This is a genomic window from Sorangium sp. So ce185 (assembly GCF_051526825.1).
GTDB lineage: Bacteria > Myxococcota_A > Polyangia > Polyangiales > Polyangiaceae > Sorangium > Sorangium cellulosum_D.
Genome location: NZ_CP150316.1, coordinates 4,099,191 through 4,123,990, shown reverse-complemented (window position 1 = coordinate 4,123,990; position 24,800 = coordinate 4,099,191). Strand labels below are relative to the sequence as shown.

General features: G+C 74.1%; 24 protein-coding genes and 1 tRNA gene. 15 read left to right on the top strand and 10 right to left on the bottom strand.

Annotation, left to right across the window (positions count from 1 at the left end; genetic code table 11):
* Nucleotides 1-262 precede the first annotated feature (262 nt).
* Together WMF26_RS15325 and WMF26_RS15320 are read right to left on the bottom strand one after the other, a co-directional pair.
* The gene (locus WMF26_RS15325) at nt 263-1,633 is read right to left on the bottom strand and encodes a collagen-like protein (protein ID WP_438000927.1); all 1,371 of its coding nucleotides are present in this window, start codon (nt 1,631-1,633) and stop codon (nt 263-265) included.
* Between the two features lie 13 nt (nt 1,634-1,646).
* Complete coding sequence (locus WMF26_RS15320; protein WP_438000926.1) at nt 1,647-2,003, bottom strand: hypothetical protein; 357 nt, start codon at nt 2,001-2,003, stop codon at nt 1,647-1,649.
* 319 nt (nt 2,004-2,322) lie between these two features.
* Between WMF26_RS15320 and smpB the strand changes: the two genes are divergently transcribed.
* The 3 genes from smpB to WMF26_RS15305 all read left to right on the top strand — a co-directional run bounded on the left by smpB (nt 2,323) and on the right by WMF26_RS15305 (nt 4,839).
* Nucleotides 2,323-2,880 carry an SsrA-binding protein SmpB gene (gene smpB / locus WMF26_RS15315; protein ID WP_438000925.1) on the top strand — a complete coding sequence of 186 codons (558 nt, stop codon included), beginning with the start codon at nt 2,323-2,325 and terminating at the stop codon, nt 2,878-2,880.
* The gene (locus WMF26_RS15310) at nt 2,877-3,179 is read left to right on the top strand and encodes a hypothetical protein (protein WP_061621826.1); all 303 of its coding nucleotides are present in this window, start codon (nt 2,877-2,879) and stop codon (nt 3,177-3,179) included. Before smpB ends, WMF26_RS15310 begins: the two co-directional genes overlap by 4 nt.
* A gap of 205 nt (nt 3,180-3,384) precedes the next feature.
* Nucleotides 3,385-4,839: a DUF362 domain-containing protein gene (locus WMF26_RS15305; RefSeq protein ID WP_437337752.1), complete on the top strand. Its 1,455-nt coding sequence runs from the start codon at nt 3,385-3,387 to the stop codon at nt 4,837-4,839.
* Here the strand turns inward: WMF26_RS15305 and WMF26_RS15300 are convergent.
* The 7 genes from WMF26_RS15300 to WMF26_RS15270 all read right to left on the bottom strand — a co-directional run bounded on the left by WMF26_RS15300 (nt 4,817) and on the right by WMF26_RS15270 (nt 11,573).
* Nucleotides 4,817-5,359 (bottom strand): hypothetical protein, encoded by a 543-nt coding sequence (locus WMF26_RS15300; RefSeq protein ID WP_061621824.1) that lies wholly within the window; start codon nt 5,357-5,359, stop codon nt 4,817-4,819. The genes WMF26_RS15305 and WMF26_RS15300 overlap by 23 nt on opposite strands.
* Before the next feature lie 44 nt (nt 5,360-5,403).
* Nucleotides 5,404-5,817 carry a hypothetical protein gene (locus tag WMF26_RS15295; RefSeq protein ID WP_437337750.1) on the bottom strand — a complete coding sequence of 138 codons (414 nt, stop codon included), beginning with the start codon at nt 5,815-5,817 and terminating at the stop codon, nt 5,404-5,406.
* Between the two features lie 151 nt (nt 5,818-5,968).
* Nucleotides 5,969-6,733 carry a hypothetical protein gene (locus WMF26_RS15290; RefSeq protein WP_438000924.1) on the bottom strand — a complete coding sequence of 255 codons (765 nt, stop codon included), beginning with the start codon at nt 6,731-6,733 and terminating at the stop codon, nt 5,969-5,971.
* The gene (locus WMF26_RS15285) at nt 6,723-7,892 is read right to left on the bottom strand and encodes an ABC transporter ATP-binding protein (protein ID WP_438000923.1); all 1,170 of its coding nucleotides are present in this window, start codon (nt 7,890-7,892) and stop codon (nt 6,723-6,725) included. Before WMF26_RS15285 ends, WMF26_RS15290 begins: the two co-directional genes overlap by 11 nt.
* Nucleotides 7,889-8,587 carry a hypothetical protein gene (locus WMF26_RS15280; protein ID WP_438000922.1) on the bottom strand — a complete coding sequence of 233 codons (699 nt, stop codon included), beginning with the start codon at nt 8,585-8,587 and terminating at the stop codon, nt 7,889-7,891. The genes WMF26_RS15285 and WMF26_RS15280 overlap by 4 nt, the downstream gene beginning before the upstream one ends.
* Nucleotides 8,588-8,842: 255 nt before the next feature.
* Nucleotides 8,843-10,129 carry a formylglycine-generating enzyme family protein gene (locus WMF26_RS15275; RefSeq protein WP_438000921.1) on the bottom strand — a complete coding sequence of 429 codons (1,287 nt, stop codon included), beginning with the start codon at nt 10,127-10,129 and terminating at the stop codon, nt 8,843-8,845.
* 4 nt (nt 10,130-10,133) lie between these two features.
* Nucleotides 10,134-11,573, bottom strand: coding sequence for a sigma-54-dependent transcriptional regulator (locus WMF26_RS15270; RefSeq protein ID WP_437339484.1), 1,440 nt, complete (start codon nt 11,571-11,573; stop codon nt 10,134-10,136).
* Between the two features lie 289 nt (nt 11,574-11,862).
* Between WMF26_RS15270 and WMF26_RS15265 the strand changes: the two genes are divergently transcribed.
* The 12 genes from WMF26_RS15265 (at nt 11,863) to cyaY (ending at nt 23,007) form a co-directional block, all read left to right on the top strand.
* Complete coding sequence (locus tag WMF26_RS15265) at nt 11,863-12,723, top strand: tetratricopeptide repeat protein (protein ID WP_438000920.1); 861 nt, start codon at nt 11,863-11,865, stop codon at nt 12,721-12,723.
* 256 nt (nt 12,724-12,979) lie between these two features.
* Complete coding sequence (locus WMF26_RS15260; protein ID WP_438000919.1) at nt 12,980-14,089, top strand: hypothetical protein; 1,110 nt, start codon at nt 12,980-12,982, stop codon at nt 14,087-14,089.
* Nucleotides 14,086-15,387, top strand: coding sequence for a hypothetical protein (locus WMF26_RS15255; RefSeq protein ID WP_438000918.1), 1,302 nt, complete (start codon nt 14,086-14,088; stop codon nt 15,385-15,387). Before WMF26_RS15260 ends, WMF26_RS15255 begins: the two co-directional genes overlap by 4 nt.
* Before the next feature lie 10 nt (nt 15,388-15,397).
* Nucleotides 15,398-15,976, top strand: a complete 579-nt coding sequence (locus WMF26_RS15250; RefSeq protein WP_438000917.1) for a hypothetical protein — start codon at nt 15,398-15,400, stop codon at nt 15,974-15,976.
* A gap of 135 nt (nt 15,977-16,111) precedes the next feature.
* Nucleotides 16,112-16,813 (top strand): winged helix-turn-helix domain-containing protein, encoded by a 702-nt coding sequence (locus WMF26_RS15245; protein ID WP_437337741.1) that lies wholly within the window; start codon nt 16,112-16,114, stop codon nt 16,811-16,813.
* 3 nt (nt 16,814-16,816) lie between these two features.
* Nucleotides 16,817-18,187 carry a histidine kinase dimerization/phospho-acceptor domain-containing protein gene (locus WMF26_RS15240; protein WP_061625065.1) on the top strand — a complete coding sequence of 457 codons (1,371 nt, stop codon included), beginning with the start codon at nt 16,817-16,819 and terminating at the stop codon, nt 18,185-18,187.
* A 295-nt stretch (nt 18,188-18,482) separates the two neighbouring features.
* Entirely contained in the window at nt 18,483-19,223 is a 741-nt protein-coding gene (gene uppS, locus WMF26_RS15235; RefSeq protein ID WP_438000916.1) for a polyprenyl diphosphate synthase, read from the top strand.
* 105 nt (nt 19,224-19,328) lie between these two features.
* Nucleotides 19,329-19,402, top strand: a tRNA-Arg gene (locus WMF26_RS15230).
* Between the two features lie 64 nt (nt 19,403-19,466).
* The gene (locus WMF26_RS15225) at nt 19,467-19,748 is read left to right on the top strand and encodes a hypothetical protein (protein WP_020735016.1); all 282 of its coding nucleotides are present in this window, start codon (nt 19,467-19,469) and stop codon (nt 19,746-19,748) included.
* Nucleotides 19,749-19,851: 103 nt separating this feature from the next.
* Nucleotides 19,852-21,129, top strand: coding sequence for a phosphonoacetate hydrolase (gene phnA, locus WMF26_RS15220; protein ID WP_438000915.1), 1,278 nt, complete (start codon nt 19,852-19,854; stop codon nt 21,127-21,129).
* Between the two features lie 33 nt (nt 21,130-21,162).
* Nucleotides 21,163-22,611 carry a phosphonoacetaldehyde dehydrogenase gene (phnY, locus tag WMF26_RS15215; protein WP_438000914.1) on the top strand — a complete coding sequence of 483 codons (1,449 nt, stop codon included), beginning with the start codon at nt 21,163-21,165 and terminating at the stop codon, nt 22,609-22,611.
* Between the two features lie 57 nt (nt 22,612-22,668).
* Entirely contained in the window at nt 22,669-23,007 is a 339-nt protein-coding gene (cyaY, locus tag WMF26_RS15210; RefSeq protein ID WP_061625070.1) for an iron donor protein CyaY, read from the top strand.
* A 10-nt stretch (nt 23,008-23,017) separates the two neighbouring features.
* Here cyaY and WMF26_RS15205 read toward each other — a convergent pair whose 3' ends face one another.
* Complete coding sequence (locus tag WMF26_RS15205) at nt 23,018-24,643, bottom strand: PEGA domain-containing protein (protein ID WP_438000913.1); 1,626 nt, start codon at nt 24,641-24,643, stop codon at nt 23,018-23,020.
* Between the last annotated feature and the right edge of the window lie 157 nt (nt 24,644-24,800).

The following is a 24,800-nucleotide window of genomic DNA, read 5'->3' as shown; positions in this document are numbered from 1 at the left end:
GGGGTGGACAGGCCCGCGTGAAACCGCGAGTGTTTAGCCCCCTTTCCGCCGATCGTCGCGGACGATCGTACGTGACGGCGCGCAGAGCGCGGGCCGAGTTGCATTGCGCTGTTCGGCGCGGGATTCTCGCGTTCGTGTCGAGGCGCGCGGTGGGAGCGCGCGTGCTCCGAGCTGCTCCGTCTGCCCGGTGCGTCCGTTGCGACCGACGGACTCAGCGGCTGATCGCGCTGGACTCAGCAGCTAGCCGCGGCGGCCCCTGCGGCTAGCCGCCGTTGACGAGGAGGACCGAGATGTAGCCGTAATCGTTGCTGTTCCAGTTGCGGCTCAACGTCTGGCCGCACATCCCGATGTTGTACGTGCCCGGGCTGAGGCCTGTAATGACGGCGCTGAGCCCGAAGGGCACGCGCGTGCCTGGGGGGACCCTGCCTCCAGTCATCCCAAGGCCGACCGTCTGAATCGGGCCGAACACCGGGGGGCCCTCCGGCTCGGAAAGATCCTGCTGGTAGCACATGAACAGGCTGAGGCTGTTCGCCGGCTCGGTGCCCGAGCCCAGGTAACGATGCGCGGTCGCGTAGATCGACTGGCTCCCCGACGAGACCGCCACCTTGACCGTCGGGCCGAAGAAGTCGATGGCCACTCCCGACGGGAGCGTGGGGTGCGGGCCGACGCCGCTGGCCATCACCGAGAGCACGACCCCCTGAGGCCCGGTAGGCCCAGTGGGGCCCGTGAAACCGCGGGGCCCCTGAGGCCCGACGGGGCCCTCGGGACCGACCGGACCCGTCGGTCCTTCAGGGCCCGTCGGTCCAATCGGACCCTCCGGGCCGATCGGACCTATCGGACCTTGAGGGCCCATGGGACCGATCGGGCCCATCGGTCCCATGGGGCCGACCGGGCCCTCCGGCCCGATCGGGCCCGCCGCCCCAGCAGGCCCGACCGGGCCTTCCGGGCCCCTGGGACCGACCGGGCCTTCCGGCCCCGTGGGGCCGGCTGGCCCCGTTGCGCCCGTCGGACCCGCGGGACCCGTCGGCCCTTCCGGGCCCGTCGCGCCGGTCGGCCCGGTGGGGCCCGGCGGCCCTTGCGGCCCTTCCGGCCCTTCGAGCCCTGCCGGCGAGCCGACCCACTCCCCGTCCTCGTTGATCACCTGGCCGCCGTTCACGACGACCCCGCTCTCGTCGATCACCACCGTGCTGCCGTTCGCGGTGTTCACCGTGACCGAGGTCGGCGTGATGTCGCCGTTCACGTTCCCGGCGAGGAGCGCGTACGGCACGCTCGCGACCGTCGCGCGCGGCTTCAGCTCGACGTCGTCGCCGACCGTGATGCCGAGGTACCGCTCGGCGCCGTCGAAGATCGCGCCCTGGAACGGCGTGATCGAGCCGAGGCGCACCGAGAAGAAGCCGTCCTCGAACGTGATCGCGTGGACCTCGCTCCAGATGGGGATCGACGCGTCGCGAGCGTCGTAGAGGGCGAAGACGACGTCGAGCGTCTCGTTGATCGGCGCGTCGCGATCGTCGAAGAGCCGGCCCTGGTGGGTGATGGTGGCCGGCACCGCCGCGGCCGCGGTCCCTGCGCTCGCGAGAGCGCCCGCCGCCAGGGCGGAGGCCGTCATGCGCCGCGCGATCCTCGATGTCCTCATCGCCACATCCTCGTCATGGCAAGCTCCCGTTGGCTCCGAGGAGCCCACCCTGCATCCGCACCTTGGGCGAGGCCGACGTCCCCTGGTTCTGCGTCGGCTGGCCGAGCGTGAACACCATCCGGTAGCGGGAGCTCCTCGCGACCTCGCCGGCGGTCACCGTCTCGGTCGCCTCCACGCCCGTCTCCGCGGGCACGCTCCCGCCCTGCCCCTCGCCGCCGTGCCCGCCGCCGCCGCCCTCTCCGCCGCTGCCGGAGCTCGCGCCCTGACCGCCGTCGCCCCCGACCCCGGCGCTGCTCGCGTATGGCGCGTCGACCATCGAGTCGGCGGCGCAGCTGCAGCTCCACGCGGGGGCCACCGCAGAGATCGCCACCACCGCTCCGAGCCAGGCGGAAAAGCCCCGTCCGCGATTCACTCCGTCCTCCGGCCCGACAGCACGTCGCGCTCGATGCATCCATTGGACGAGCAGCGGCGCTCGGCGTCAAGCGACCGCGCCGCGGCCGCGCGGCACAGAAGCGACGGCGCGGCGCCGCAGGGCGCCGCACGGACCGCACGACCCCACACAGGGCCGCGCCGCCCCGCCGACCCGCCGCCCCGGCGCGCCGGCGCGATCCGCCGCCCCGGCGCGCCGGCCACGGCGCCATGCGCGGAGAGGCGGTGGACAGACGGCGGCGCGCGCGCTATGCGGCCGCGTGAGCCGCGCTGGCAAAGAGAAGGAACGAGAGGGGGAGAAGCTCATCGTGCGCAACAAGCGCGCGACGTTCGACTACACCCTCGACGATCGGTTCGAGGCGGGGTTGGTGCTGCTCGGCAGCGAGGTGAAGATGCTCCGCGAGGGCGCCGCCGAGCTGACGGACAGCTGGTGCGCCATCGAGCACGGCGAGGTGTTCCTGAAGGGCGTCAACATCCCCGTGATGCCCGGGGCCGCCTTCGGGCACGAGGCGAAGCGCCCGCGCAAGCTGCTGCTCCACGAGGCCGAGATCGAGGCGATCCGCAAGGGCGTGGAGCGCGAGGGCATGACCGTGATCGCGACCCGCCTCTACTTCAAGCACGGCCGCGTGAAGGCCGAGATCGCCCTCGCGAAGGGGAAGAAGACCGTCGACAAACGCGAGAGCCTGAAGGAGAAGGACGCCGCCCGCGAGGCCCGCGCGGCGATCGAGCGGGCCCGCGGCGGCGGCGACCGCGGGCGCAGCCCCGCGCCCCGCGCGGCGCGCGGCGAGGCTCGACCGAACCCCCGGAGGCCGGAATGAGCTGGCATCTCACCTGGTCGAGGGGCGGCGAGGCGGAGCTCGTCGAGCTCGACGGCGACCGCGTGCGGCTCCGCTCGACCGCATCGTCGGCCCCCGGAGCGCGCGTCGAGGGCGCGCTCCGGTCGACGGGGACGGCGATCCGGCTGAAGGTGGCCCGGTGCCGCCTGCGCGCCCCCCACGAGCCCACCGAACAAGCGCCGGCCGAACGCATCTACGAGCTCGAAGGCCGGCTCATCGACGCGACGCGTGAGGTCCGCGCCGAGCTCGCGCGGCTCGTCGGCAGCGAGCGTCCGGGCTGATCCGCACCGCGCGGCGGCGGAGCTGTCCGCGCTGCACCACGGCGGGCGTCCGGGCCGATCGGGACCCCGCTGCGGCCCGTTCGGCAGCAGGTGTTGCGGTGACTCACGGCGACACTTACGCTGGTGATCTATGAAAATCGCGTCGCGCCCTCGTGTAATTTTGCGGCGCTGCTCGACGTATGATGTGGAGAAGATCCGCAGCATCGTGCGCAGCGGTCTCGAGGAGCTCTCGCTGCGCCCCCGCGGCCGGACGCTCATCAAGCCGAACGTCGTCGCGTCCGGCGCGCACTTCCCGCACGCCTATACGCGGCCCGAGTTCATCGAGGGGGTGATCGGCGCGCTCAGGGATCGCGACGACGGGCGCGTGACCGAGCTCGCCGTCGGCGAGCGGTGCGGCATCACGCTCCCGACCCGCATGACCTACGAGGGCGCCGGCTATTACCCGATGTTCCGGCGGACCGGGGTCAAGCACTACCACTTCGAGGAAGAGCAGCAGGTCGAGATCCGGCTCACGCACGAGGGCCGGCTGCGCGACTACCTGTTCACGCCGGAGCCCGTCGCGAAGGCCGACTTCTTCGTGAACTGCCCCAAGTTCAAGTCGCACCCCTGGACCACCGTGACCTTCTCGATGAAGAACTACATCGGGATCCAGGACGACCGGCACCGGCTCATCGATCACGACCACCGGCTGAACGAGAAGGTCGCCGACCTCCAGTACATCGTGCAGCCGCAGTTCATCGCGATCGACGCCATCACCGCCGGCGAGGGCCGGATGCTCACGCCGACGCCGTTCGACCTCGGCCTCATCATCATGGGGAACAACCAGGTCGCCTTCGATTCGGTCTGCTGCCAGATCATCGGCGTCGATCCGAGGAGCGTCGACCACATCCGCCTGGCCTCCGAGCGCGGCTTCGGCCCGATGGACCTCGGCGAGATCGAGATCACCGGCGACGTGACGCTCGAGGAGGCGAAGCAGAAGGCCAAGGGGTTCAAGGTGGGCCTCGTCCGCGTCGAGAAGTACTTCGAGGGCACCAACATCACCGCCTACGCGGGCACGCCGCCCGAGCCCGAGCACACCGACTACTGCTGGGGCGGCTGCCCAGGCGCCATCGAGGAGGCGATCGAGATCTTGCGCGAGTACGACAAGGAGTGCGACGCGAAGATGCCGCGGATGCACGTGGTGTTCGGCGCCTACGAGGGCCCCATCGACGCCAAGCCGGGCGAGAAGGTGGTCTTCATCGGCGACTGCGCGACGTACAAGGGCAAGATCGGCGATCAGCTGATCAGCATCGACAGCCTGTACCGCGAGCGCAGCGCGCGCGACCCCTACACCGCGAAGCACGACGACGTGCTGGCGAAGATGGTGAAGGTGACGACGAAGCTCGCGAAGGCCCGGAACGAGAGCGTCATCCGGCTCGAGGGCTGCCCCGTCAGCGTGGCGGAGCAGGTGCTCACGCTCGTCACGCTGGGCAAGACGAAGAACCCCTACTTCGCCGCCGATCAGGTGCTCGAGTTCAACAAGGCCTACGTCGCCTGGCGCGGGGCCTCGCTCGCGAAGCGCCTCGCCGGCAAGCCCTACCAGGTCCACGGGGCGTGCTCGCGCGGCGAGGCCGCCCCGGAGCTCCCCGCCGAGCCGCCTACCCCGCCGGCCGCAGAGTGAGGTCGAAGAGGACCTCGAGCTCGTCCCGCACCTTGAAGGCGCCGAGCGGCCCCTTGACCTCGCGCACGCCGAGCGCAGCCAGCGAGAGCTGACAGCCCCCCGTCACCCCGATGCGCCCCTCGCCGAGATCGCGCGAGGACAGGCGCGCCGCGAGCGCGGCGCTCCCCGAGGCGACCTGCACGCGCACGTCGGCGCGATCGCGCGCGGCCCCCGAGGCGCGGACCTCCACGACATCGGTGCCCCCGAGCACCTCGCCCTGGATGCGGCGCTCGATGTCGCGGCGATCCCCGGCCGAGAGCGCGTCCGGGTCGAGCCGGTCGCCGCGCAGGACGCCCGCGACGCGGAGATCGGCGACGCGGACCTCGAGCTCGGCGGTCCATGCGTCGCCGTCGAGCCGCGCCCGGCCGCGCAGCGCTGGCGCGGTGATCTCGAGGTCGTGCGCGAGCCGCGCGAGCATCCCGGCGGCGCGGGTCCGGATCGTCAGGCGGGACGCGGCAGGATCGAGGTGCAGCTCGTTCACGGGGCGGGATCCTTGGGACGCTTTCAGGAAGGAGGACGCCGCGCTCAGCGGCGCTTGGAGCGGCGCGGTCCGTCAGGGACCAGCACGTACCGGCTCGAGGCCGGCTCGGGCTGGCGGAGGAGCTCGGCGCGGAGCAGCGCCTCGGAGAGCCGCGCCTCGATGACCTCGTCCGTGACGCCGGGCTCCAGGGTCACCACCGCGGCCTGGATGTCGCGCGCCAGCGCGTCGAACTCCGCGCTGTCGAAGGCGTAGATGTCGTCGGGGAACAGGAGCGCGAGCGGCTTCCGCTCCACGGCCGTGTTCGTCAGCGCCGCGAGGTCGCTCTCGACGATGAGCATGACGCGGGCCCGCAGGCACATCCCCCTGCAGCGCGCCGCGAGCGCCTCCGCCGAGCCGACGAGCAGGACCGAGCGAGGCGTGTTGACCGCCTTGGTGGCCTCGTCGTCGTCGTGAGTCATCCCTCGAAGAGTACGTGAACGGGCGGATGAAGCCATCCCCCTCGCGTGGCCGGCAGCTCCGCGCCTCGGCACGGCGGTCGAGCGGCCGGTCGCGGCCGCCGGCCGGCCGCGATCGCCGGAACGGGCGCCCGCGCCGCGGCGGCGCGCGACGCTACTCCCTGCAGCGCGCCGCCGCGGCGAGCGCGAGGAGAACGGCGCTCAGCGCGAGCAAGCCGGCGCTCGCCGGCTGCCCGAGCCCGAGCGGCGCGGGACCGCCGAGGAGGTTCACGGCGTTGCCCCGCGGCATCAGCGCGCCGACCACACCGGCCGAGCCTCCGAAGAGGAAATCGGCCGCGAGCGGCGCGAAGCGGCCGAGGCCGCGCCGGTGGAAGGTCGCGCCGAGCGAGAACCAGCCGGCGTAGGCGGCGCCGACGAGCGCGCCGATCCACCCACTGATGAGCATGTCTTGGACAAACGGCGCAGCGCCGGGCCCCTGGGCGGTCGCGACGACGACGACGGCGAGCAGCGCGCCCACACCGGCGGCGGCGAGGGCCGTGGCCAGGGCGATACCGAGCGCGACATGGTGGGAGGACGCGCCGAAGCGGGCCGCCGGCCAGGCCGCGTCGCGCAGGGCGGTTCGATCCGCGGCGTCGGCGGCGAGGGCGAAGATCGTGAGCGGTGTGACCAGGCGGAACGTGGCGAGCAGCGCCCGGTCGACGGCGCCGGACGACCCGAACGCGAGCTCGATCACCGCCGCCGCGACCGCGAGCGCCACGCCGAGGCCGAGCGCCAGCAGCGGGCGCCGCGCGCGGAGGCGGCTCAGGGCCATCTCCATGCCGAGCCGGACGCCCACCCGCGCGGGCGTCGCCCGCTCGGAGCCCCCCTCCGCGGGGGGAACCGGCGGCGCTGCGTCGATCGGAGCGCTCTCACCCACCATGCTGGCGTCCTGTCTCCGCGGCCTGCGGCGAGCCGTCGGCCGCCGGCGCGTCGAACGCCGCCACGGCGACGGGGCCCTGGGGCGGCGCGCCGGGCAGCGGCGCCGCGCCGTCCCCCGCGGGCGCGCCGAACGGCCGGCGCGGGCGAACGGCGGCGAGGTGCAGCGCGGTCGCGGCCCGCACGTCGCGCAGCGACGGCGCCGGGGACGAGATCGCGATCAGCGCGACGTCCTCCTGCGCGGCCGCATCCACGAGCGCGAGCGCCGCTGCATCCCGGTCCGCAGCCCGGATCCGCAGCGTCGACGACGCCTCGGCCGGCCCCGGCTCCCACGCGCCCGCGCGCACCGCGGGGGAGCGCGCGAGCGCGGCGGCGAGCGCGCGAGCGCCGGGCGCGCCGGGCGCGCGCTCGTGGACGAGCACGTGGAGCTCGATCTCGGGCCCCGCGGCGCCGGGCGCGGCCGGGCTCGGGGCGACGGCGAGGCGCTCGCCGTCGCCGGGCTCGGTCCGGGCGATGACGCCGCGATCGAGCACGTGGATGCGATCGGCGAGGGCGCGCGCGTCCACCGCCGAGGACGTGATGAGCACGACGCAGGCGCCGCCCGCCGCGAACGCGCGCAGGCGCTCGCGGACCGGCGCGGGCGACGGCACGGCGACGTCGGCGAACGGCTCGACGAGGCAGAGCAGGAGCGGCTGCGGCACCCCCAGGGCGAGCGAAAGCTCGATCGCCCGGGTCTCGGCGAAGCTGAGCGAGGCGGTGCGGCGCGCGAGGAGCGGCGCGACGCCGAGCGCGTCGAGCAGCGCGGCGGCGCTGCTCGCGGGCGCGCCGCGGGCGCGGAGCGCCACCGCCATGCAGGACGCCACCGACGCGCCGTCGGGCAGCTCCGGGGCGATGGAGAGGACGCCGATCCGCGCCCGCGTCGCCGCGCTCCGGTACGGCTCGCGCCCCCCCACGAGGACGCGGCCGGCGAGGGGCGCGGCGCGCCCGGCGAGCACCTCGGCGAGCGCCAGCGTCCCGTCCTCCGGCGCGCCGAGGACGGCATGCACGCCCGGGCCGAGCGCCGCCGCCGCGCCGAAGAGGCTCCCGCGGGGGCGACCCGCCTCGCCGGCGCTGTCGCGCGCGCGCACGCCCTCGAGCGCCGCGATGGGCGCGCCCGGGATCATCCAGCGGGGCTCCCGGCCGAGCGGGCCGCGAAGGAGAGTAACGCGCCGAGCGCGCCCGGGATCGACCAGCGCGCGTCGCCGGCGAGGTCGGCGAGGGCCCAGGGGACGAGGGTCAGCGAGAGGAACAGGGCGCGCCCGCGCGCGCCGGCGATGCGGCCGCTCGCCGCGGCGAGCCCGCCGAGCGTCACGCCGGAGACGGCGCCGAACAGGGCGAGCGCGGCGCCGAACGCGAGGTGCTGGAGCGCGAGCAGCACCGAGCCGGAGAGGAGCGCCGCGAGCGCCGAGAGCGCGGCCAGCGGGAGCGCGACGACGCGCGCGATCTCCAGCATCGCGGCGAGGCTGCGCGCCCCGTGCAGCGAGGCCCGCGAGATCCCCCGCGACGCGGCGAGCGCCTCGACGCCGTCGCGGCGGTCGGACGCGGGCCGGTCGTGCGCCGCGGCGAGGGCGATGGGGCCGGCGGCGGCCCACGCGAGCCCGCGCGCCGCGGACCCGAGCAGCCCCTCGAGCGACGTCGTCCCGTCGTCGAGCCGGAGCACGAGCGCCGTGGCGCCGTACCCGAGCGAGATCAGCGCCGCCATGGCGAGGCCGAGCTGCCCGCCGCGCGCGCCGCGCAGCCGCGCGCGCCCCAGCGCGACCGCGGCGCGCAGCGCCTTCCGCGCGGCCGCGCGCCGCCGCCCGGGATCGTCCGGACGCATGCTCGGCGCGTCGCGCGGTTCGGGGTCGTGCGGGCGGGTCATCGAAGGGGGCGTGCCGAGGGAGCGTGCAGGCGGGCGCGCAGGCAGAGCGGCGGCGGCGCGCTGCTAGCGCTGCCCTTCCAGGCGCGCGGGCGCAAGGTCAATGTGCCACGGGCCGGCGCGCCGCTGGAATGTGATCGCCGCCGCGCGAAAGCGCCACCCCCGCTGTGACCGAAGCGCCGCGCTACGCGGACGCGCGCCCTGCCCGGTCGTCGCCTAGTCGAACGAGAGCCCGCGACGGCCCTTGTGCCTGCGTTTGCGCTCCTTGTCGGCGACGCCGATCTTCCCCCACTCGTAGGTGATCCGGCGGCGGAAGACGCCCAGCGCGTCGCCGCCGTAGAGCAGGAGCTCGCGCGGGGAGTCGGTCTCCCCGAGCGTGGGCTCCCAGAGGTCCGTCGAGACGAACGCGAGCAGCGCGGGCGTGCTCAGACGCATCCGCGCGACGAGGAGCCCGCACGTCGCCTTGTCGCCCGGCCGCGCCCGCTTCGCGCGCTTGCCGCGGCCGCGCGCCTCCTTCGCGCCGGGGCGCGCGCAGCCGCCGCCGAGCACGAGCTCCTCGTTGCCCCGGGGGTGCCAGGTCCACATGCGCTCGACCTTGAACGCGGCCTCGGGCGATCCGGCCTGGGCTGCGGCGCGCGCCTCCTCCGGCGCGAGCTCGGCGAGCTGCGCCGCCACGCGCGGGTCGACGAGCGGCTCCAGCCGGAGCGGGCGATCGCGCGTCACCTCGAGCACCACCTCGAAGCTGTTCACCTCCCCGGCGCAGCAGCGCACGCCGACCTCGGGGCGGCGCGTGTCCGGCTTGACGCCGCGCCCGTGGGCGCAGCGCCCCACGAGCTCGCCCGAGGGCCCGTTGCCCCCGCGCAGCGTCACGAGCCCCGGCTTGCTGGTGTCCCGCTGCCACTGGCTCGAGGTCCAGGTCCACACGCCGCCGTGGAGATCGTGCACCCCGAACGCGCTCACGCACCCGGCGTTCACGCCGTTCGGCGTCAGCACCCGGCTCTGCCCGGTCGCGCACACCGAGGCCTTGTACGCGTCGCCGTACTCGTACGTGGTGTTCGCCGGCCCCTTGCAGGCCCGCTCGATCTCGAGCTCCGTGCAGAGGCGCTTGCCCTGCGCCTCGCAGAGCGCGCGCGCCTCGTCCTGCGTGACGTTCGTGGTCGGGATCGCGCCGACCTCGTTGGGGTACGAAAAGACGTCGATGTAGAAGCCGTGCATCACCACCTGCGCGCCCGCCATCTCCTCGTCGGCGATGCGCGGCAGCCGGTCCGGCGGCGTGCCGGCGATGAGCACGCCCTTCGGGATCCACGCCATGCCGGGGCGCGGCTCCGGCTCGGCCTGGCCCACGTCCCAGGGCGGCGCGGCGTCGAGGTCGGCGTCCGTGCCGGGCGAGGCGCCGCCGCGCTCGCAGCCGGCGGAGGCCGCGAGGAGGACGGCGAGCGACGCGGCGGCCGCGAGCGCCTTCCCCCTCAGCGCGCGGACGGAGCGCTGCTCGCCGGGGCCCACGGTCTCACTCGGGGTCGCGCTCGCGGAGGTTCAGCTCCTTCATCTTGAGCTGGAGCCCCTTGCGAGAGATCTTGAGGAGCCGCGCGGCGTGGGTGACGTTGCCGTGCGTCTGCTTGAGGGCGCGCTCGATGAGGTCGCGCTCCAGCTTGCTCATCGCCGCCTTGACCTGCTCCTTCAGGCCGTCGGGCGTCGAAGGCGCGAGGGCGGTGTCGGCGGCCGCGGGCGGCAGCGACGCGCCGGGCGCCGACGGGGCGCCGCTGCGGATCTCCTCCGGCAGATCGTCGAGCCGGATGCGCGCGCCGTCGGCGAAGAGCAGCGCGCGCTCGACGACGTTCTCGAGCTCGCGGATGTTCCCCGGCCACGCGTGCGACGACAGGCGCTCGAGCGCCTCGGGCTCGATGCCCTCGATGCTCTTCTTGAGGCGCGCGTTGAACTTCGCGACGAAGTGGGCGCAGAGGTGGGGGATGTCGCTCCTCCGATCGCGCAGCGCGGGGAGCGCGATCGGGACGACGTTGAGCCGGTAGAAGAGGTCTTCCCGGAACGTGCCCGCCGCGATCTCCCGCTTGAGATCGCGGTTCGTGGCGGCGACGAGCCGGACGTCGACGTGGATGGTCTTGATGCCCCCGACCCGTTCGAACTCGCTCTCCTGCAGGACGCGCAGGAGCTTCACCTGCATCTCGGTCGGGATCTCGCCGATCTCGTCGAGGAAGAGCGTCCCGCCGGAGGCGAGCTCGAAGCGCCCCGGCTTGGAGGCGACCGCGCCCGTGAAGGCGCCGCGCTCGTAGCCGAAGAGCTCCGACTCCATGAGATCCTTCGGGATGGCCGCGCAGTTGACCTTGATGAACGGCCGGTCGCGCCGGCTGGAGTTCTCGTGCAGCGCCCGCGCGACGAGCTCCTTCCCGGTGCCGCTCTCGCCGCTGATGAGCACCGTGGTCGGCGTGTCGGCGACCCGCTCGAGGATCGCGTAGAGCTCCTGGATGGGCGGGCTCTCGCCGATGATGCCGAAGCGGTCCGAGCCGCCGCGGGGCGGCGCCGCGGAGACGTCGCGCGTGGCGTCCGCGCTCGCGAGATCGCGGGTGCGGAGGGCCTTCTTCACGACGACGCGCACCTCGTTCTGATCGAACGGCTTCGTGATGTAGTCGAACGCGCCCGTCTTGAGCGCCTCGACGGCGTTGTCGACCGTCCCGTGCGCCGTGAGGAGCACGACCGGGCGCGAGGGGTCGTCGCGGAGCGCGGCCCGGAGCAGGTCCATGCCGTCGACCTTGGGCATCCGGAGATCGGTGATGACCAGGTCGATGTGGTGCTCCTTGAGGAACGCGAGGCCCTCCTCGCCGTCTTCGGCGGTGTGGACCTCGTAGCCATCCCGGCCGAGCTGGGCGCTGAGGACCCGCCGGAGGTTCGCCTCGTCATCGACGACGAGGATCTGCTTCTTTTCGGGGAGCATCACCGGGCGAGACTAGCAGAACCGGCAACCGGGCAAGCGCCGTGACCGATCCCTGGCGCTCCGGGTCGGTCGTCGTCGGTCGTCATCGGTCGTCGACGACGACCAAGCCGCGCGCGATGGTCGCGCCGGCGGGCGCCGGATCCGGCCCGCCGCCTCGCTCGGCCGCCCGTCCCGCGGTCGACGGGCCGAGCGCATTGCCCCGAAGTCCGCCGTGATGCCTTTTTCTCGCTGCCGGCGAAACGGATCAGTATGCTGCGCCCACTTCTCGTGGAGGGCGGCTCGGATGCGTGTGCTTCGGACTTGGCTGGTCGGTCTCGGCGCGGGGATGTTCCTCGCCGCGGGGTTGGCCGTAGCAGGAGATCCGGCCATCGAGTACCCCGAGTGCAACCGCACCGCGACGCCCGCTGACCTGGAAGGCGCCAAGGGCGCACACAAGGCCGCCACGCAGTTCTACGAGCGGGCCGACTACGACCGCGCCATCCAGTACTGGAAGGACGCTTACCGGCTCGACTGCGCGGCGCACGCGGTGCTCATCAACATCGCCAACGCCTACGAGAAGAAGGGCGACCGCGCCGAGGCGGTCACCGCGCTGGAGACGTACCTGGCCCGCATGCCGGACGCGACCGACGCGCAGACGATCCAGGACAAGATCCAGAACCTCAAGAACTCCATCCGGCCGGCGCCGACCCCGACCGCCAGCGAGTCGGCGTCCGCGCCCGTGCCGCCGCCGACGCTCCCCACCGCCTCGGCGACCCCGAGCCTCTCCGCGGAGCCGCCTCCGCCGCCGCAGCCCCCGTACGGGTATGCGCCGTGGGTCGCGACCGGCGCCGGCGTGGTCACGCTGCTGGTCGGCGGGATCCTGACCTCGAGCGGCTTCGCGGACATCGGCGCCGCCGAGGACAGCTGTCAGGGGCGCGTCAACTGCGAGCCGGACGTGGCCGATCTGGGCAACCAGGGCCGCACCCACGCCACCGTCGGCGGCGTGCTCCTCGGGCTGGGCGCCGCCGGCGTCGCGGGAGGCCTCATCTGGGAGCTCGGGTTCAACCAGCCCCGGCCGTCCGCCAGCTCGCCTGCGCCCTCCGCCGGGATCCGGCTGACCCCGGTCGCCGGTCCAGGCGCGGCCGGGGTCGGCGTGTCGGGCCGCTTCTGAGCAGCCCCGGCGCGCCGCCGGCCTCCGAGCCGGCGCCGGCGCGCCACGACCGGCGGGATCCGCTGCCCTGGCCCGCGGAGGCGCGCCGCCGCGGGGAGCGCCGGGCCGCCCGCGAGCGAGCGCTCGCGGGCACATCGTCTACTCTTCCATCGTGCGTTTCAGCTCCTCCGCCCGCTTGCTCCTCACACGGTCATCTCTGAACAGAATCGCGCTTCCGGGCGCGCTGCTCGCCGCGCTGTCGGTCGCGGGAGCCGCGGTGCTCGCCCGCGGCGAGGCCCCCGCGCCCGCGCTCGCGCGGATCGGCCACCTCCTCGTGCCCGCGGCCGCCGCGGCGCCCGCTGCGAGCGCCGCCGCCGCCCGGGTCGCGATCCTCGCGACGTCGCCGGGGGCGACCCGGACCACGCTCCACATCGCCGCCGTCGGGGGTGGCCAGGCCGGCCCCGCCCTGGCCACGCTCCAGCACCTCGGCGACGCGGTCGTCCGCGCCCGCGTCGTGCCGCGGACGCCGATCGTCGTCGCGACCGCCGACACGCGCCCGTCGCGCGATCGCTCGTTCAACGCGACCCTCTTCCGCGTCGAGCCGCACGCCGAGCCGGTCGCGCTCTGCGACGGCGTGGTGCACGCGAGCCGCCCGCTCGTCACCGCCGACGGGCGCGTCTTCGTCTCGCGCGGCGTCGCCGGCCCGGAGCCGCCGATGGACGGCGACCTCGCGCAGCTCCGGGTCGACGCGCTCACGATCGACGAGGTCGACCTCGCCACCGGCGCGACGCGCACCGCGCACCGGCACACGGGCTACCTCGCCTTCCTCGCCGGCGCGTGGAACGGCGAGCTCGTCGTCTACCGCGTCTCCCCTGGGTCGGCCGACCTCGTCCTCGTGAACCCCGACTCGGGCGCGTCGCGCGTGCTCGCCCCGTCGATCCCGCCGTTCGCGCGCGATTTCTCGATCGACGCGACCACGGGCGCGCTCGTGTTCCAGGAGCGGCACGAGACCGATCCCGGCCTGTGGGTCATCGATCGCCTCGATCTCGCCCGCGGCAAGCGCGCCCGGCTCGAGGTGAGCGCGAACAGCGGCCTCGCCCCGCACGCATGGCCGGGCGGCGGGCTCGCGTACACGCCCGATCGCGCCGCCGGGCTCCGCGTGGTCGGCGCCAGCGCCGAGGTCCGCGGTCCGCTCGGCGCCGGCGTCGACGCCATCCAGGCCGTCTCGCCGGATGGGGCGTGGGTCGCCGCGCTGCACACGAACCCCTCCGCGTTCGCCGTCCCCTTCGCGATCCACGCGGAGAGCGGCGAGGCCTTCGCGATCCCCGCGCCGTCCGGCGCGCGCATCGCCGTCGCCGGCTTCACCACCGCGAAGGAGGAGCCGTGAGGGGCCGCCTTCTCCTGGTCCCGGCGGCGATCTCCGCGGCCGCGCTTCTGGCGCCGGACGCCCGCGCGGCGTACTGCCCCTGCTTCACCGCGTCGAGCGCCTACAACGATCGCGGGTGCGCGATCGAGGCCGTGCCCGGGATCAACCCGTCGGTCGCGGAGTGGAACGCCATCTTCGATCTCGTCTCGCGGGGCCCCGCGGCCTGGGGGGACGCCGGCCCGGAGACCATCGATCTCGGCCAGGGCTGCGAGAAGCCCGAGGCGCCGCGGCAGGTCGACGCGACGTTCCCGTGCGAGCTGCTGAAGGCGATCGCCATGCAGGAGTCGGGGTGGCAGCAGTTCTGCGCGCCGGACCGGCCGATGGATCAGGCGGGGGCGAGCTCGCGGACGATCATCTCGTTCGACTGCGGCTACGGCGCGTCGCAGATCACGAGCGGCATGCGCGGCGGCGACAGCCCGGATTTCGATCCGCGCCGCGTGGCCGCGGACCCGACGTACAACGCGGCCACGGGCACGCACATCCTCGCGATGAAGTGGAAGGCCACGCGCTGCGTCGGCGACCGGCAGCCGTCGATCGTCGAGCACTGGTACAGCGCCGTGTGGGCGTACAACGGGCTCTCGTACGTCAACAACCCGAACAACCCGAACTATGACGCGGGGCGCGGCGTCTACGATCCGGCGATCGGCGGCGCCGCTCCGTACCAGGAGCGGGTGTTCGGCCGGATGGAGCACACCGGCGGGCGCTGGGAGAAGATCGAGGTCGCCTACCCGGCCCTCGGCGAGATCGGCGCCGGCGGCGCGCCGGCCGCGCTCTCCGATCCGCGCTGCGCTTCGCCGACGGACTGCACGCGCACGCGGCCCCTCCACGTCACGCGCTGCGCCGACGACGGCGGCCCGACGGGCGACGGCGGCGCGGGGGGCGTGGGCGGCAGCGACGGCGCGGGCGGCAGCGGTGCGGGCGGCGGCGGCGGCGGCAATGCCGGCAGCGGCGGCGCGGGCGGAAGCGACGCTGCAGGCGGCAGCGCAGGCAGCGGCGGCGTGGGCGGCAGCGGCGGACCGGACGGCAACGCCGGAGGCGCGCCCGTGACCGCAGGCCAGGGAGGACCCGGAGGCCCCGTGGACGACGACGGCAACGACGACGGAACGACCACGACGACGGTGGGCCTCTACGGCCGGTGCTCCTGCGACCTGCCCGGGGGCGGCGGCGCCGCAGGCGCGGCGTCCTGGATGGCGCTCGGCGCGGGCGCGCTCGCCGCGGCGTGGCGGCGGAGACTTCCGAGGCGCGGTCGCGGGGATTAACCTCGCAGGCATGCCGCCTTCGCTCGGCTCCGAGCTCATCGCAGCGTGGGCTGCCCGGCGGGGCCTCGCCTTCACCGCGCGCCCCGACGAGGCCTGGTTCCGTCGCTGGGAGCCGTACGACACGATCGCGCCCCCTTCCGCCTACCTGTCCTCGTGCACGTGGACGGCGAACCCCGGGCACGCGGTCATCGCCGAGCCGTGGTACGCGGACGGCGACGCCGAGCCGCTCGAGCGATCGCTGCTCGGCTTCGCGGCGCACCCGGCGCTCCAGCGCCGCGCCGCGATGCGCGTCGGCGAGCATTTCCTGACCCGCGTCGCCTTCATCGAGAGCGCCCCGCCGCCCCGGGTAGTCCTCGGCGACGCGCTCTGGGACACCCACGTGACGACCTTCGCCGCCTCGCCGCGCGAGGCCGCCGCCGCGTTCCACCCGCGCCTGCGCAAGCTCCTCGCTCGCCGCGGCTTCCAGGGTCACCTCGAGCTCCGCCCCGGCGGGCTCGTGGTGCACTGCGCCGGCCTGCGGCCCATCCCGGAGCACTACGACCGGCTGCTCGGCATCGTGCGCGAGCTCGTGAACGCGGCGCTCCCGTGAGCGCGGGTCGCGCGGATTGCCCGGAGCGCCCGGCCACGCCACGCAAGTGCGCGTGACCACGCCACAATGTGGCGGCACGACCCCGCCGGCCAGCCCTGTCGACGCGTCCGCCGCGCCGGTCTAGGCTCCCCGATCATGGCCAAGGTCCTGGTCGTCGAGGATGAGCCGGCCATCGCCGAGTCGATCGCCTATTTCCTGCGCCGCGACGGGTTCGCCGCCACGGTCGCCACCACGCTCGCGGCCGCCGAGCGGGAGATCGACAAGGCGGACCTCATCATCCTCGACCTGATGCTCCCCGACGGCAGCGGCTTCGATCTCATCGGCCAGGTGCGGCGGAGCGGGGCGCGCGCCGCGATCATCGTCCTGTCGAGCCGCGACGGCGAGGCCGACCGCGTCGCCGCGCTCGAGACCGGCGCCGACGACTACGTGACCAAGCCGTTCTCGCCGCGGGAGATCGTCGCGCGGGTGCGGGCCGTCCTGCGCCGCGCCGCGCGGCCGCAGGCGCCCGACGCCGCCCCCGCGCCGCTGCCGCTCATGGTCGACGAGGCCACGCGGAGGGCGCACGTCAACGGCCAGAAGGTCGACCTCACCCGCGTCGAGTTCGACCTGCTCGCCTGCATGCTCGCCGCGCCGGGCAGGGTGTTCACGCGCGCGCAGCTGATCGACCGCGTCTGGGGCGACGGGTTCGCGATCACCGACCGGACCATCGACTCGCACGTGAAGGGGCTCCGGAAGAAGGTCGTCGAGGCCGGGGGCGACGCCGACCTCATCGAGACGGTGCGCGGCGTCGGCTACCGCGTCACCGACAAGCCGAGCCCCCCGGAAGGCGGCGCCTAGCCCATGGTGCGCCTCGTCGTCACCGCGGCGGCGGCCGTCTCGATCATCCTGCTCGTCGCGCTGTTCGCCTCCCGCCTCGTCCGCGCCCGGACGGCCGGGATGAGCATCCGGATGCAGATCTTCATCGCGCTCGGCGGCATCGTCGGCGCGTTCGCGTTCGGGCTCGGGCTGCTCGTCATCGATCGCATCGAGGCGCGCGCGACGCTGCTCGCCGAGGGCAGCGCGCGCGACGAGGCGGCCGCGTTCGCCGCCGTCGCCGCGATGGAGATGGAGGTCCGCGGCGTCGACCTCGCGGCCGTGCGCGCGCTCGACGGCGAGGGCCCGACGGCCCAGAACATCGCGCTGCTCGACCCGGAGGGGCGCGTGCTCCGGGCCCGCGGCGCGTCGCCGGGCGAGCCCGGGACCGTCTTCGTGACCGCGCCCATCGAGGTCCGCGGCCGGCGCGTCGGGAGCGTGCAGGTCGTGAAGCCGACCATCGTCGTGCAGCGGATGGTCGCCGACTTCGCCCCGCCGATCCTCGTGATCAGCACGGTGCTCGGCGCCGCGGCGGCGCTCTCGTCCTTCCTGATCGGCCGCGCCATCGCGACGCCGATCGAGGCGCTCACCGAGTTCGCCGTGCGCGTGAGCGAGGGGGAGGTGCGCGCGGCGCCGCCGCCGGCCCAGGGCCGCGAGGTCCAGCGGCTGACGCGCGCCATCGACTCGATGCGGCGCCAGCTCGAGGGCCGCCCCTTCGTCGAGACGTTCGCCGCGGACCTGTCGCACGAGCTCAAGAACCCGGTCGCCGCGATCCGCGCCAGCGCCGAGGTGCTCTCCGAGGGCGCGCTCGACGACCCCGAGGAGGCCGCGCGCTTCGTCGCCCGCATCCGCGAGGCGATCACCCGGATCGAGGCGCTCCTCGGGGAGCTCCTGTCGCTCGCGCGCCTCGAGGCGCGCGGCGTGGAGCACGCCGCGGTCATCGACCTCGTCGCGATCGCGCAGGCCGCCGCCGCGCGGGCGCGGGAGCGCGGCAGCCGCGTCGAGCTCGACGCGCCGAGCTCGGCGGCCGTGCGCGGCGACGAGCTCTGGCTGTCGCGCGCGCTCGACAACCTGCTCGACAACGCGCGCACACACGGCGACGCCGCGGCGCCCATCCACATCGCCGTGTCCCGCCTGGGCGGACAGGTCGCGATCGCGATCCGCAACCGCGGCGAGATCGGGCGGCACGTCGCCGGCCGCCTGTTCCGCCGGTTCGTGACGACCCGCGCCGACCGAGGCGGCACCGGCCTCGGCCTCGCGATTGTCAAGGCGATCGCCGAGGCCCACAGCGGCTCGGCCGAGTGCACCCACCGCGGGCCGCCCGAGGTCGAGTTCAAGCTGTCGCTGCCGGGGGCCTGAGCCGCCCGGAAACCACGAGCTCCCCCGCTCCATTTCACCCCCCCGACTCACCGCCAGGAGCATTTGGGTTTCCGGGAGGTTTCTCCGGTTTGACAGCGCACCCGATCGGTGGTGCGAAGACGCGGCTGGCCGCCCGGCGGAGCGCTCTGCCGGGCGCGCGCTAAGGTCCACGGGCGGCGGCCCTTGAGCTCATCCGCGGCATCCTCCACAGAACCTCCACAATCGCATCACCGTCTGCCCCCCTACCGCGCCCAAGCTCGGCGCAGAGTGGGTCGTCGTCCCCACCAGGAAAACCATGACGTCCAGCAATCTCCCCAAGCACGTCGCGATCATCCTCGATGGCAATGGCCGCTGGGCAGCGGCGCGGGGTCTCCCCCGGATGCAGGGGCACCGGCACGGCGCGCAGGCCGTGCGCCTCTCGGTGCGCGCCTGCCGCGATCGCGGCATCCCGTACCTCACGCTCTACGCGTTCAGCGTCGCGAACTGGTCGCGGCCCAAGGACGAGATCGACGCGCTGATGCGCATCTGCCAGGAGTTCGCCGAGGGGGAGCACGACGAGCTGATCCGGCGCGGCATCGCGGTGCAGATCGTCGGCGACCTCGAGGACATCCCGACCCCGACGCGGCGCGCGATGGAGAAGCTCGTGGAGGACACCTCGGGCGGCACCGAGATGACCCTGGCGCTCGCGCTGAGCTACGGCGGCCGCCGGGACATGGCGAACGCGATGCGCGCGCTCGCGGTCCGCGCGCGCGCCGGGCTCGTCATCCCGGAGGAGATCAACGAGAAGTCGCTCCGGAACTTCCTGACGACCAGCGCGATGCCGGATCCGGATCTCATCATCCGCACCGGCGGCGAGAAGCGCCTCAGCGACTTCCTGCTCTTCGAGGCCGCGTACGCGGAGCTGTTCTTCACCGACACGCTCTGGCCCGATTTCACCGAGGCGACCTTCGACGAGGCGCTCGAGATCTACGCCCGGCGGCAGCGGCGCTACGGCCGGACCGGCGAGCAGGTCCGGCGGATGGCCGCGTCGGGCTGAACCGGCGCAGCGCGGCGTGCCGCGCCCGCGCGCGCACGCCCGCGCCGCTCGTGACGCTCGATTCCGGGGCCGCGATGCAGTACGAATGACGCGCTTGTCGTCCACGCGCCCGTAGCTCAGCTGGATAGAGCAGCGGCCTTCTAAGCCGCGGGTCGCAGGTTCGAATCCTGCCGGGCGTGCCGAACGTCCCCGGTGCGTCGCTTGACGGTCCTGCCCGCAGCGGACCACCATGTTCCTGGAATCATGGAGAAGCGGGTCGTGCTCGTGCTGGGCGGTCTGGTGCTGGGCGCGGCCTGCGCGCTCGCGGCGGGGCGGGTGCGCGCCCAGGGTGTCGCGCCGAGCGCCCCCGCGCCGCGGTGGGAGCAGGACTGCGAGCAGGCGCACGGCGTCGAGGAAGCCCGCGCCGTCGCGAAGGCGCGCGGGGAGAGCGGCTGGGAGCTCGTGGCGCTCGACGCCGGCGTGATGTGCTTCAAGCGGCCGGCCCCGGCGCCTCCGAAGCCGGCCGACCCCTGGCCGGGCTACTGATCCGCCGCGGCGCGCGCCGCGCCCGCCGTTCGAGGCGGAGCGGCCCCGGCGGCGCCGCGGCCGCCGCCCTTCTCGGCCCGCGCGCTGCGTGTCAGCGTTCGGCATGATCGATCTGTGCGATCGGCGCTACGCGCTGCCCGCGCGCAAGACCGTGGTGTTCTGCGTCGACGGCTGCGCGCCCGAGTACCTCGACCAGGCGCTCGCGGACGGGCTGATGCCTCGGCTCGCGGCCACGCTCGCCGGAGGCGGCCTGTACGTGCGCGGCCGCGGCCAGATCCCGAGCTTCACGAACCCGAACAACGTGTCCATCGTGACCGGCCAGCCGGCGCGCGTGCACGGCATCTCGGGCAACTACTATTTCGACGCCGCCTCGGGGGAGGAGGTGCCGATGAACGACCCGCGGTTTTTGCGCGTCCCGACGCTCTTCGAGAGGATGGAGCAGGCCGGCGTCCGGACCCTCTGCATCACGGCCAAGGACAAGCTCCGCGCGCTGCTCGGCGCCTGCCGCGAGGGGGGGCCGCGCCCGATCTCGCTGTCGGCCGAGAAGGCGCACGAGCAGGCGCTCCCGGAGCACGGGATCGCGTCGATCACCGCCGCCGTCGGCCGCGAGAACCCGTCGATCTACGACTGGGACATCTCGCACTACGCGATGGAGATGGGCCTCGCGCTGCACGAGCGGGTCTCGGCCACGCTGCTCTACGTGTCGCTGACCGACTACGTGCAGCACAAGGAGCCGCCGCGCGGACCGATGTCGGACCGGTTCTACGCCCGCTTCGACGCGCTCTTCGGCGCGTACCTCGACGCCGGGTTCGTCTGCGGCATCACCGCGGATCACGGCATGAACGACAAGACCGCGCCGGATGGCTCGCCCAACGTGCGCTACCTCGAGGACGCGCTCCGCGAGGCCGGCCTCTCGGACTTCCGGGTGCTCCTGCCGATCACCGACCCGTACGTGGTGCACCACGGCGCGCTCGGGTCGTACGCCACCGTGTACGCCTGCGCCTCGACGCAGCCGCGCGCCGCCGAGGTCCTCGCGCGGCTCCCGGGCGTGGAGCTCGTCCTGCCCCGCGACGAGGCCGCGCGGCGCTTCGCGCTGCCGCCGGACCGGATCGGCGACCTCGTGGTCCTCGGCGATCGGAGCACGGTGCTCGGCAAGAGCGCGGCCTACCACGACCTGTCCGCGGTGCGGCGCGGGCTCAGGTCCCACGGCGGCCTGCACGAGGCCGACGTGCCGATCCTCGCGAGCCACCCGCTCCGGCCCGAGGAGCGCGCGAGGCTGCTCGGCGCGGACGCGGACGCGGCGAGCGGCCGGCCGTGCGCGCTGTCGAACGCGGACGTCTTCGATCTCTTGCTGAACCGACTCTCGATCGCCGCGGCCTAGCGCCATCGATCGAGCGCCTGAAGGGGGGACAGGATGGGCTCGACGCTCTCCATCGAACGACCGGGGTTCCATTTTCCGTGCCTGATCGGGGGCAGGCCGGTGAGCCGGGACGAGCGCATCCTCGTGCGCTACCCGTTCACGGGCGAGGTGATCGGCAGCGTGCCCAGGCTCGACGAGCAGGAGGTGACGCGGGCGATCGAGGCCGCGTCGTCCGGCCCGCCGCGGCTCTCGCGCCACGAGCGCAGCCAGATCCTGCTCCGCGCCGCGGCGCTCATCGAGGCGCAGGCGGACGCGGTCGCGCGGCTCATCACGTGGGAGAGCGGGCTGTGCCTCAAGGACACGGCGTACGAGGTGCGGCGCGCGCTCGACGTGCTCCGGTTCGCCGCGTACGAGGCGCTCCGGGACGACGGCCAGTGCCTCGCGTTCGACATCTCGGCGAACGGCAAGCCCCGCCGCGGCTACACGCTGCGCGAGCCGCTGCGCCTCGTGACGGCGATCACGCCGTTCAACCACCCGCTGAACCAGGTCGCCCACAAGGTCGCGCCGAGCGTCGCGAGCGGCAGCGCGATGGTGCTCAAGCCGTCGGAGAAGACGCCGCTCTCCGCCGTCTATCTCGCGGCCGTGCTGCACGAGTCGGGGCTGCCGCCCGGCATGCTCAGCGTCGTGACCGGCGACCCCGCCGAGATCGGGCGGGCGCTCGTGACGCACCCCGCGGTGGAGCTCGTGAGCTTCACCGGCGGGGTCGAGATCGGCAAGCGCATCGCCGGCATGCTCGGCTACCGGCGCGCGGTGCTCGAGCTCGGCGGCAACGATCCGCTCATCGTGCTCGACGACGCGGATCTGGACGAGGCGGTGCGGCTCGCCGTCTACGGCTGCTACAAGAACTCGGGGCAGCGCTGCACGGCGGTGAAGCGGCTCATCGTGAGCGAGCGCGTCGCGGACGAGTTCGCCGCGCGCCTCGCCGCCGCGTCGGCGCAGATCAAGGTCGGCGATCCGCGCGACCCCGCGACGGACATGGGGACGGTGATCTCCGAGGCGGCGGCGCGGCAGCTCCAGGCGGCCGCGGCGGACACGCTCGCGCGGGGTGCCGAGCTGTTGTTCGGGAACGAGCGCCGCGGGGCGCTGTACGGCCCCACCGTGATCGATCGCGTGCCGCGCGACGCCCCGTCCGTGCAGCAGGAGACCTTCGGCCCGCACGCGCCGATCCTCCGGGTGAGGGACATCGACGAGGCGATCGCGGTGGCGAACGGGACGAGCTACGGCCTCTCCGCCGGCGTCTGCACGAACGACATGAGGCACGTCCACCGGCTCGTCCGCGAGCTGCGCTGCGGCACGGTCAACGTGCGCGAGGTGCCGGGGTACCGCTCCGAGCTGTCGCCGTTCGGGGGCATCAAGGACAGCGGCACCGGGGTCAAGGAGGGCGTCGTCGAGGCGATGAAGGCGATGAGCAACGTGAAGCTCTACACGGTGCCCTGGGAGTGAGCGGCCTCCGGCGCTTCCCCATACCGCCGCGGCGCGCGCCGTTGTAAGCCGAGCGGCATGAGCGGAGAGCCCCTGTCGGAGCGAGAGTTCGACGCCGTGGCCGATCGGTCGCTGCGCGCGCTGGATCGGGCGATCAACGAGATCCCCGACGGCGTGGAGGCCGACCTGCAGAGCGGCATCCTCACGCTGGAGTTCGAGGACGGCGTCAAGTACGTCGTCAACAGCCACCGCGCGGCGCGGCAGATCTGGATGGCCGCCGAGCGGGCGGCGTGGCACTTCGACTACCTGCAGCCGGAAGGCCGCTGGGTGGCGCAGCGGACCGGCGAGGAGCTCTGGAGCACGCTCGAGGCCGTGGTCTCCCGGAAGCTCCGCCGCGACGTGAAGCTCGAGCGCTGAGCCCCGCCGCTCACAGCGCGAAGCGGATGCCGAGCGCGCCGAGCGGACCCGTCACGGAGGCGCCGACCCGCAGATCGAAGGCGACGCGGTCCCACGGCCGGAACGAGAGGCCGAGCTCGGGGAAGAGCAGCCACGGATAGACGACCGGCTTCAGGCCCTGGGGCTTTCCCTTGGGGCGGGTGAACCAGCTCGGCTCGGCGTAGCCGGGGTAGTGATCCGCGTCGTAGTCGAGCTGGTTGCAGTACCGGAAGCTCCCCTCCGGATTGTTCGGCCCGCGGCACTTCTTGTAGCGGTACGGATCCCCCGGCACGAAGGTGCTCTGGTCGCCGGGGACGGCGTCCCCGGGGTACGCCTGGGTCCGGTAGAGCTCGCCCATGAACATCCAGCCCACGCCGAGGCCAGCCCCGACGCGGAAGGCGAACCGCTCGTCGCGATCGAGCGGAATGTTCCAGACCAGGCGGGCGTCCGCCTGGAGCGCCTGGAGATCGCTCTCGATGATCTCGTAGTCGGTGTCGGGGTGCCCGTTCGGCAAGAAGGGCGTCTCCTGCAACCGGAAGCGCGCGTAGGCGACCGAGAAGACGAGATCGAACCGCCCGAGCCGCGTGGACAGCGAGACGTCTCCGCCGGGGAAGAAGGCGTGCCGCCCGCCCTCTCCGAAGAGCCCGAACATGACCTGGGGGACGAAGAAGCCCCGGAAGCCGGCGCCGATCCACACGTTCCGCTGCTTGCGCCGGGCCGGCGACGTGGGCTCGGGCATCTCGTCCGGCGGCGTGGGCTCGGGCATCTCGACCTGCGGCTTCGCCTTCTCGTCGGGCCCGGCCGCGACGCGCGGCTCGTCTTCCGCCGACTCCGTCGCCGCGGGCTTCGTCGGCTTCTTCCCCGGCGGCTTCTTCGCCACGGGCTTCGTCGGCTTCTTCTCCGGTGGCTTCTTCGCCACCGGCTTCTGCGGCTTCTTCTCCGGCGGCTTCTTCGCCACCGGCTTCTTCTCCGGCGGCTTCGCCGCCGCAGGCTTCTCCGGCGGCTTCTGCTCCGGCGGCTTCGCCGCCACGGGCTTCTCCGCCGGCTTCGCCGCGCCGGGCTTCGGCTTGAGGCGCAGCTTGAGCTCGCGCCGCTGCTTCTCCTTCAGCGTGATCTTCTGCGAGAGCTCCTCGTACCCCTCGGCCCTGGCGACGACCGAGAGCGGCTTGCCCGGATCGAAGCGCTGCGGCGTCGATGGGTCGCCGATCGCCTCGCCGTCGATCTCGACGACGAGCCCCGCGTAGGGCTCCGCCGGCGTGACGACGAGCGTCGGGATGCGCGCGTCGAGCTGCGCCGCCTTCTTCTTGGCCGATGTGATGGCCACGACATCCCGGCCGGTGTACCCGGGCTCCTTCTTCTCGCTCGCGACCGTGTGATAGATCTCGCTCGCCTTCAGCAGCTCGCCCTGCTTCGCGTAGCAGTCGGCGAGCGGGACCGCAGAGCTCGGGCGGTGCCGCTGGCCCTCGGCGGACTCGAGGAGCGGGATCGCCCGCTTGCAGAACCCGCCCCGGGCCGCGTTGATGCCCTGGTTCGCCTCCTTGTCGCCCGGCGCGGCGAGCGCCGCATGGGCGAACAGCACAGCCAGGACGCCGAAGAGAGAAGCGATCGGAAGACGCAAGAGGCGCTCAGTCTACCACCTCATCCACGGCGCGCGCGGGACGGACGCGCCATTTGCGCCCACGGATGTCGCGAACGGCACGGCGGCCCGAGGGAAGGAGCGGCGCGGGCGCCAATGTGGCGGCGCCTCGCGCCGCTCCTTACCTCGGCTCGGGCCG

Excerpts from the sequence above, each read along its gene's own strand:
- WMF26_RS15325 (WP_438000927.1), bottom strand. The coding sequence starts at position 1,633 with ATGAGGACATCGAGGATCGCGCGGCGCATGACGGCCTCCGCCCTGGCG.
- WMF26_RS15310 (WP_061621826.1), top strand. The coding sequence starts at position 2,877 with ATGAGCTGGCATCTCACCTGGTCGAGGGGCGGCGAGGCGGAGCTCGTC.
- WMF26_RS15295 (WP_437337750.1), bottom strand. The coding sequence starts at position 5,817 with ATGACTCACGACGACGACGAGGCCACCAAGGCGGTCAACACGCCTCGC.
- WMF26_RS15290 (WP_438000924.1), bottom strand. The coding sequence starts at position 6,733 with ATGGTGGGTGAGAGCGCTCCGATCGACGCAGCGCCGCCGGTTCCCCCC.
- WMF26_RS15285 (WP_438000923.1), bottom strand. The coding sequence starts at position 7,892 with ATGATCCCGGGCGCGCCCATCGCGGCGCTCGAGGGCGTGCGCGCGCGC.
- WMF26_RS15280 (WP_438000922.1), bottom strand. The coding sequence starts at position 8,587 with ATGCGTCCGGACGATCCCGGGCGGCGGCGCGCGGCCGCGCGGAAGGCG.
- WMF26_RS15270 (WP_437339484.1), bottom strand. The coding sequence starts at position 11,573 with ATGCTCCCCGAAAAGAAGCAGATCCTCGTCGTCGATGACGAGGCGAAC.
- WMF26_RS15250 (WP_438000917.1), top strand. The coding sequence starts at position 15,398 with ATGCCGCCTTCGCTCGGCTCCGAGCTCATCGCAGCGTGGGCTGCCCGG.
- WMF26_RS15245 (WP_437337741.1), top strand. The coding sequence starts at position 16,112 with ATGGCCAAGGTCCTGGTCGTCGAGGATGAGCCGGCCATCGCCGAGTCG.
- WMF26_RS15240 (WP_061625065.1), top strand. The coding sequence starts at position 16,817 with ATGGTGCGCCTCGTCGTCACCGCGGCGGCGGCCGTCTCGATCATCCTG.
- uppS (WP_438000916.1), top strand. The coding sequence starts at position 18,483 with ATGACGTCCAGCAATCTCCCCAAGCACGTCGCGATCATCCTCGATGGC.
- WMF26_RS15225 (WP_020735016.1), top strand. The coding sequence starts at position 19,467 with ATGGAGAAGCGGGTCGTGCTCGTGCTGGGCGGTCTGGTGCTGGGCGCG.
- phnA (WP_438000915.1), top strand. The coding sequence starts at position 19,852 with ATGATCGATCTGTGCGATCGGCGCTACGCGCTGCCCGCGCGCAAGACC.
- phnY (WP_438000914.1), top strand. The coding sequence starts at position 21,163 with ATGGGCTCGACGCTCTCCATCGAACGACCGGGGTTCCATTTTCCGTGC.
- cyaY (WP_061625070.1), top strand. The coding sequence starts at position 22,669 with ATGAGCGGAGAGCCCCTGTCGGAGCGAGAGTTCGACGCCGTGGCCGAT.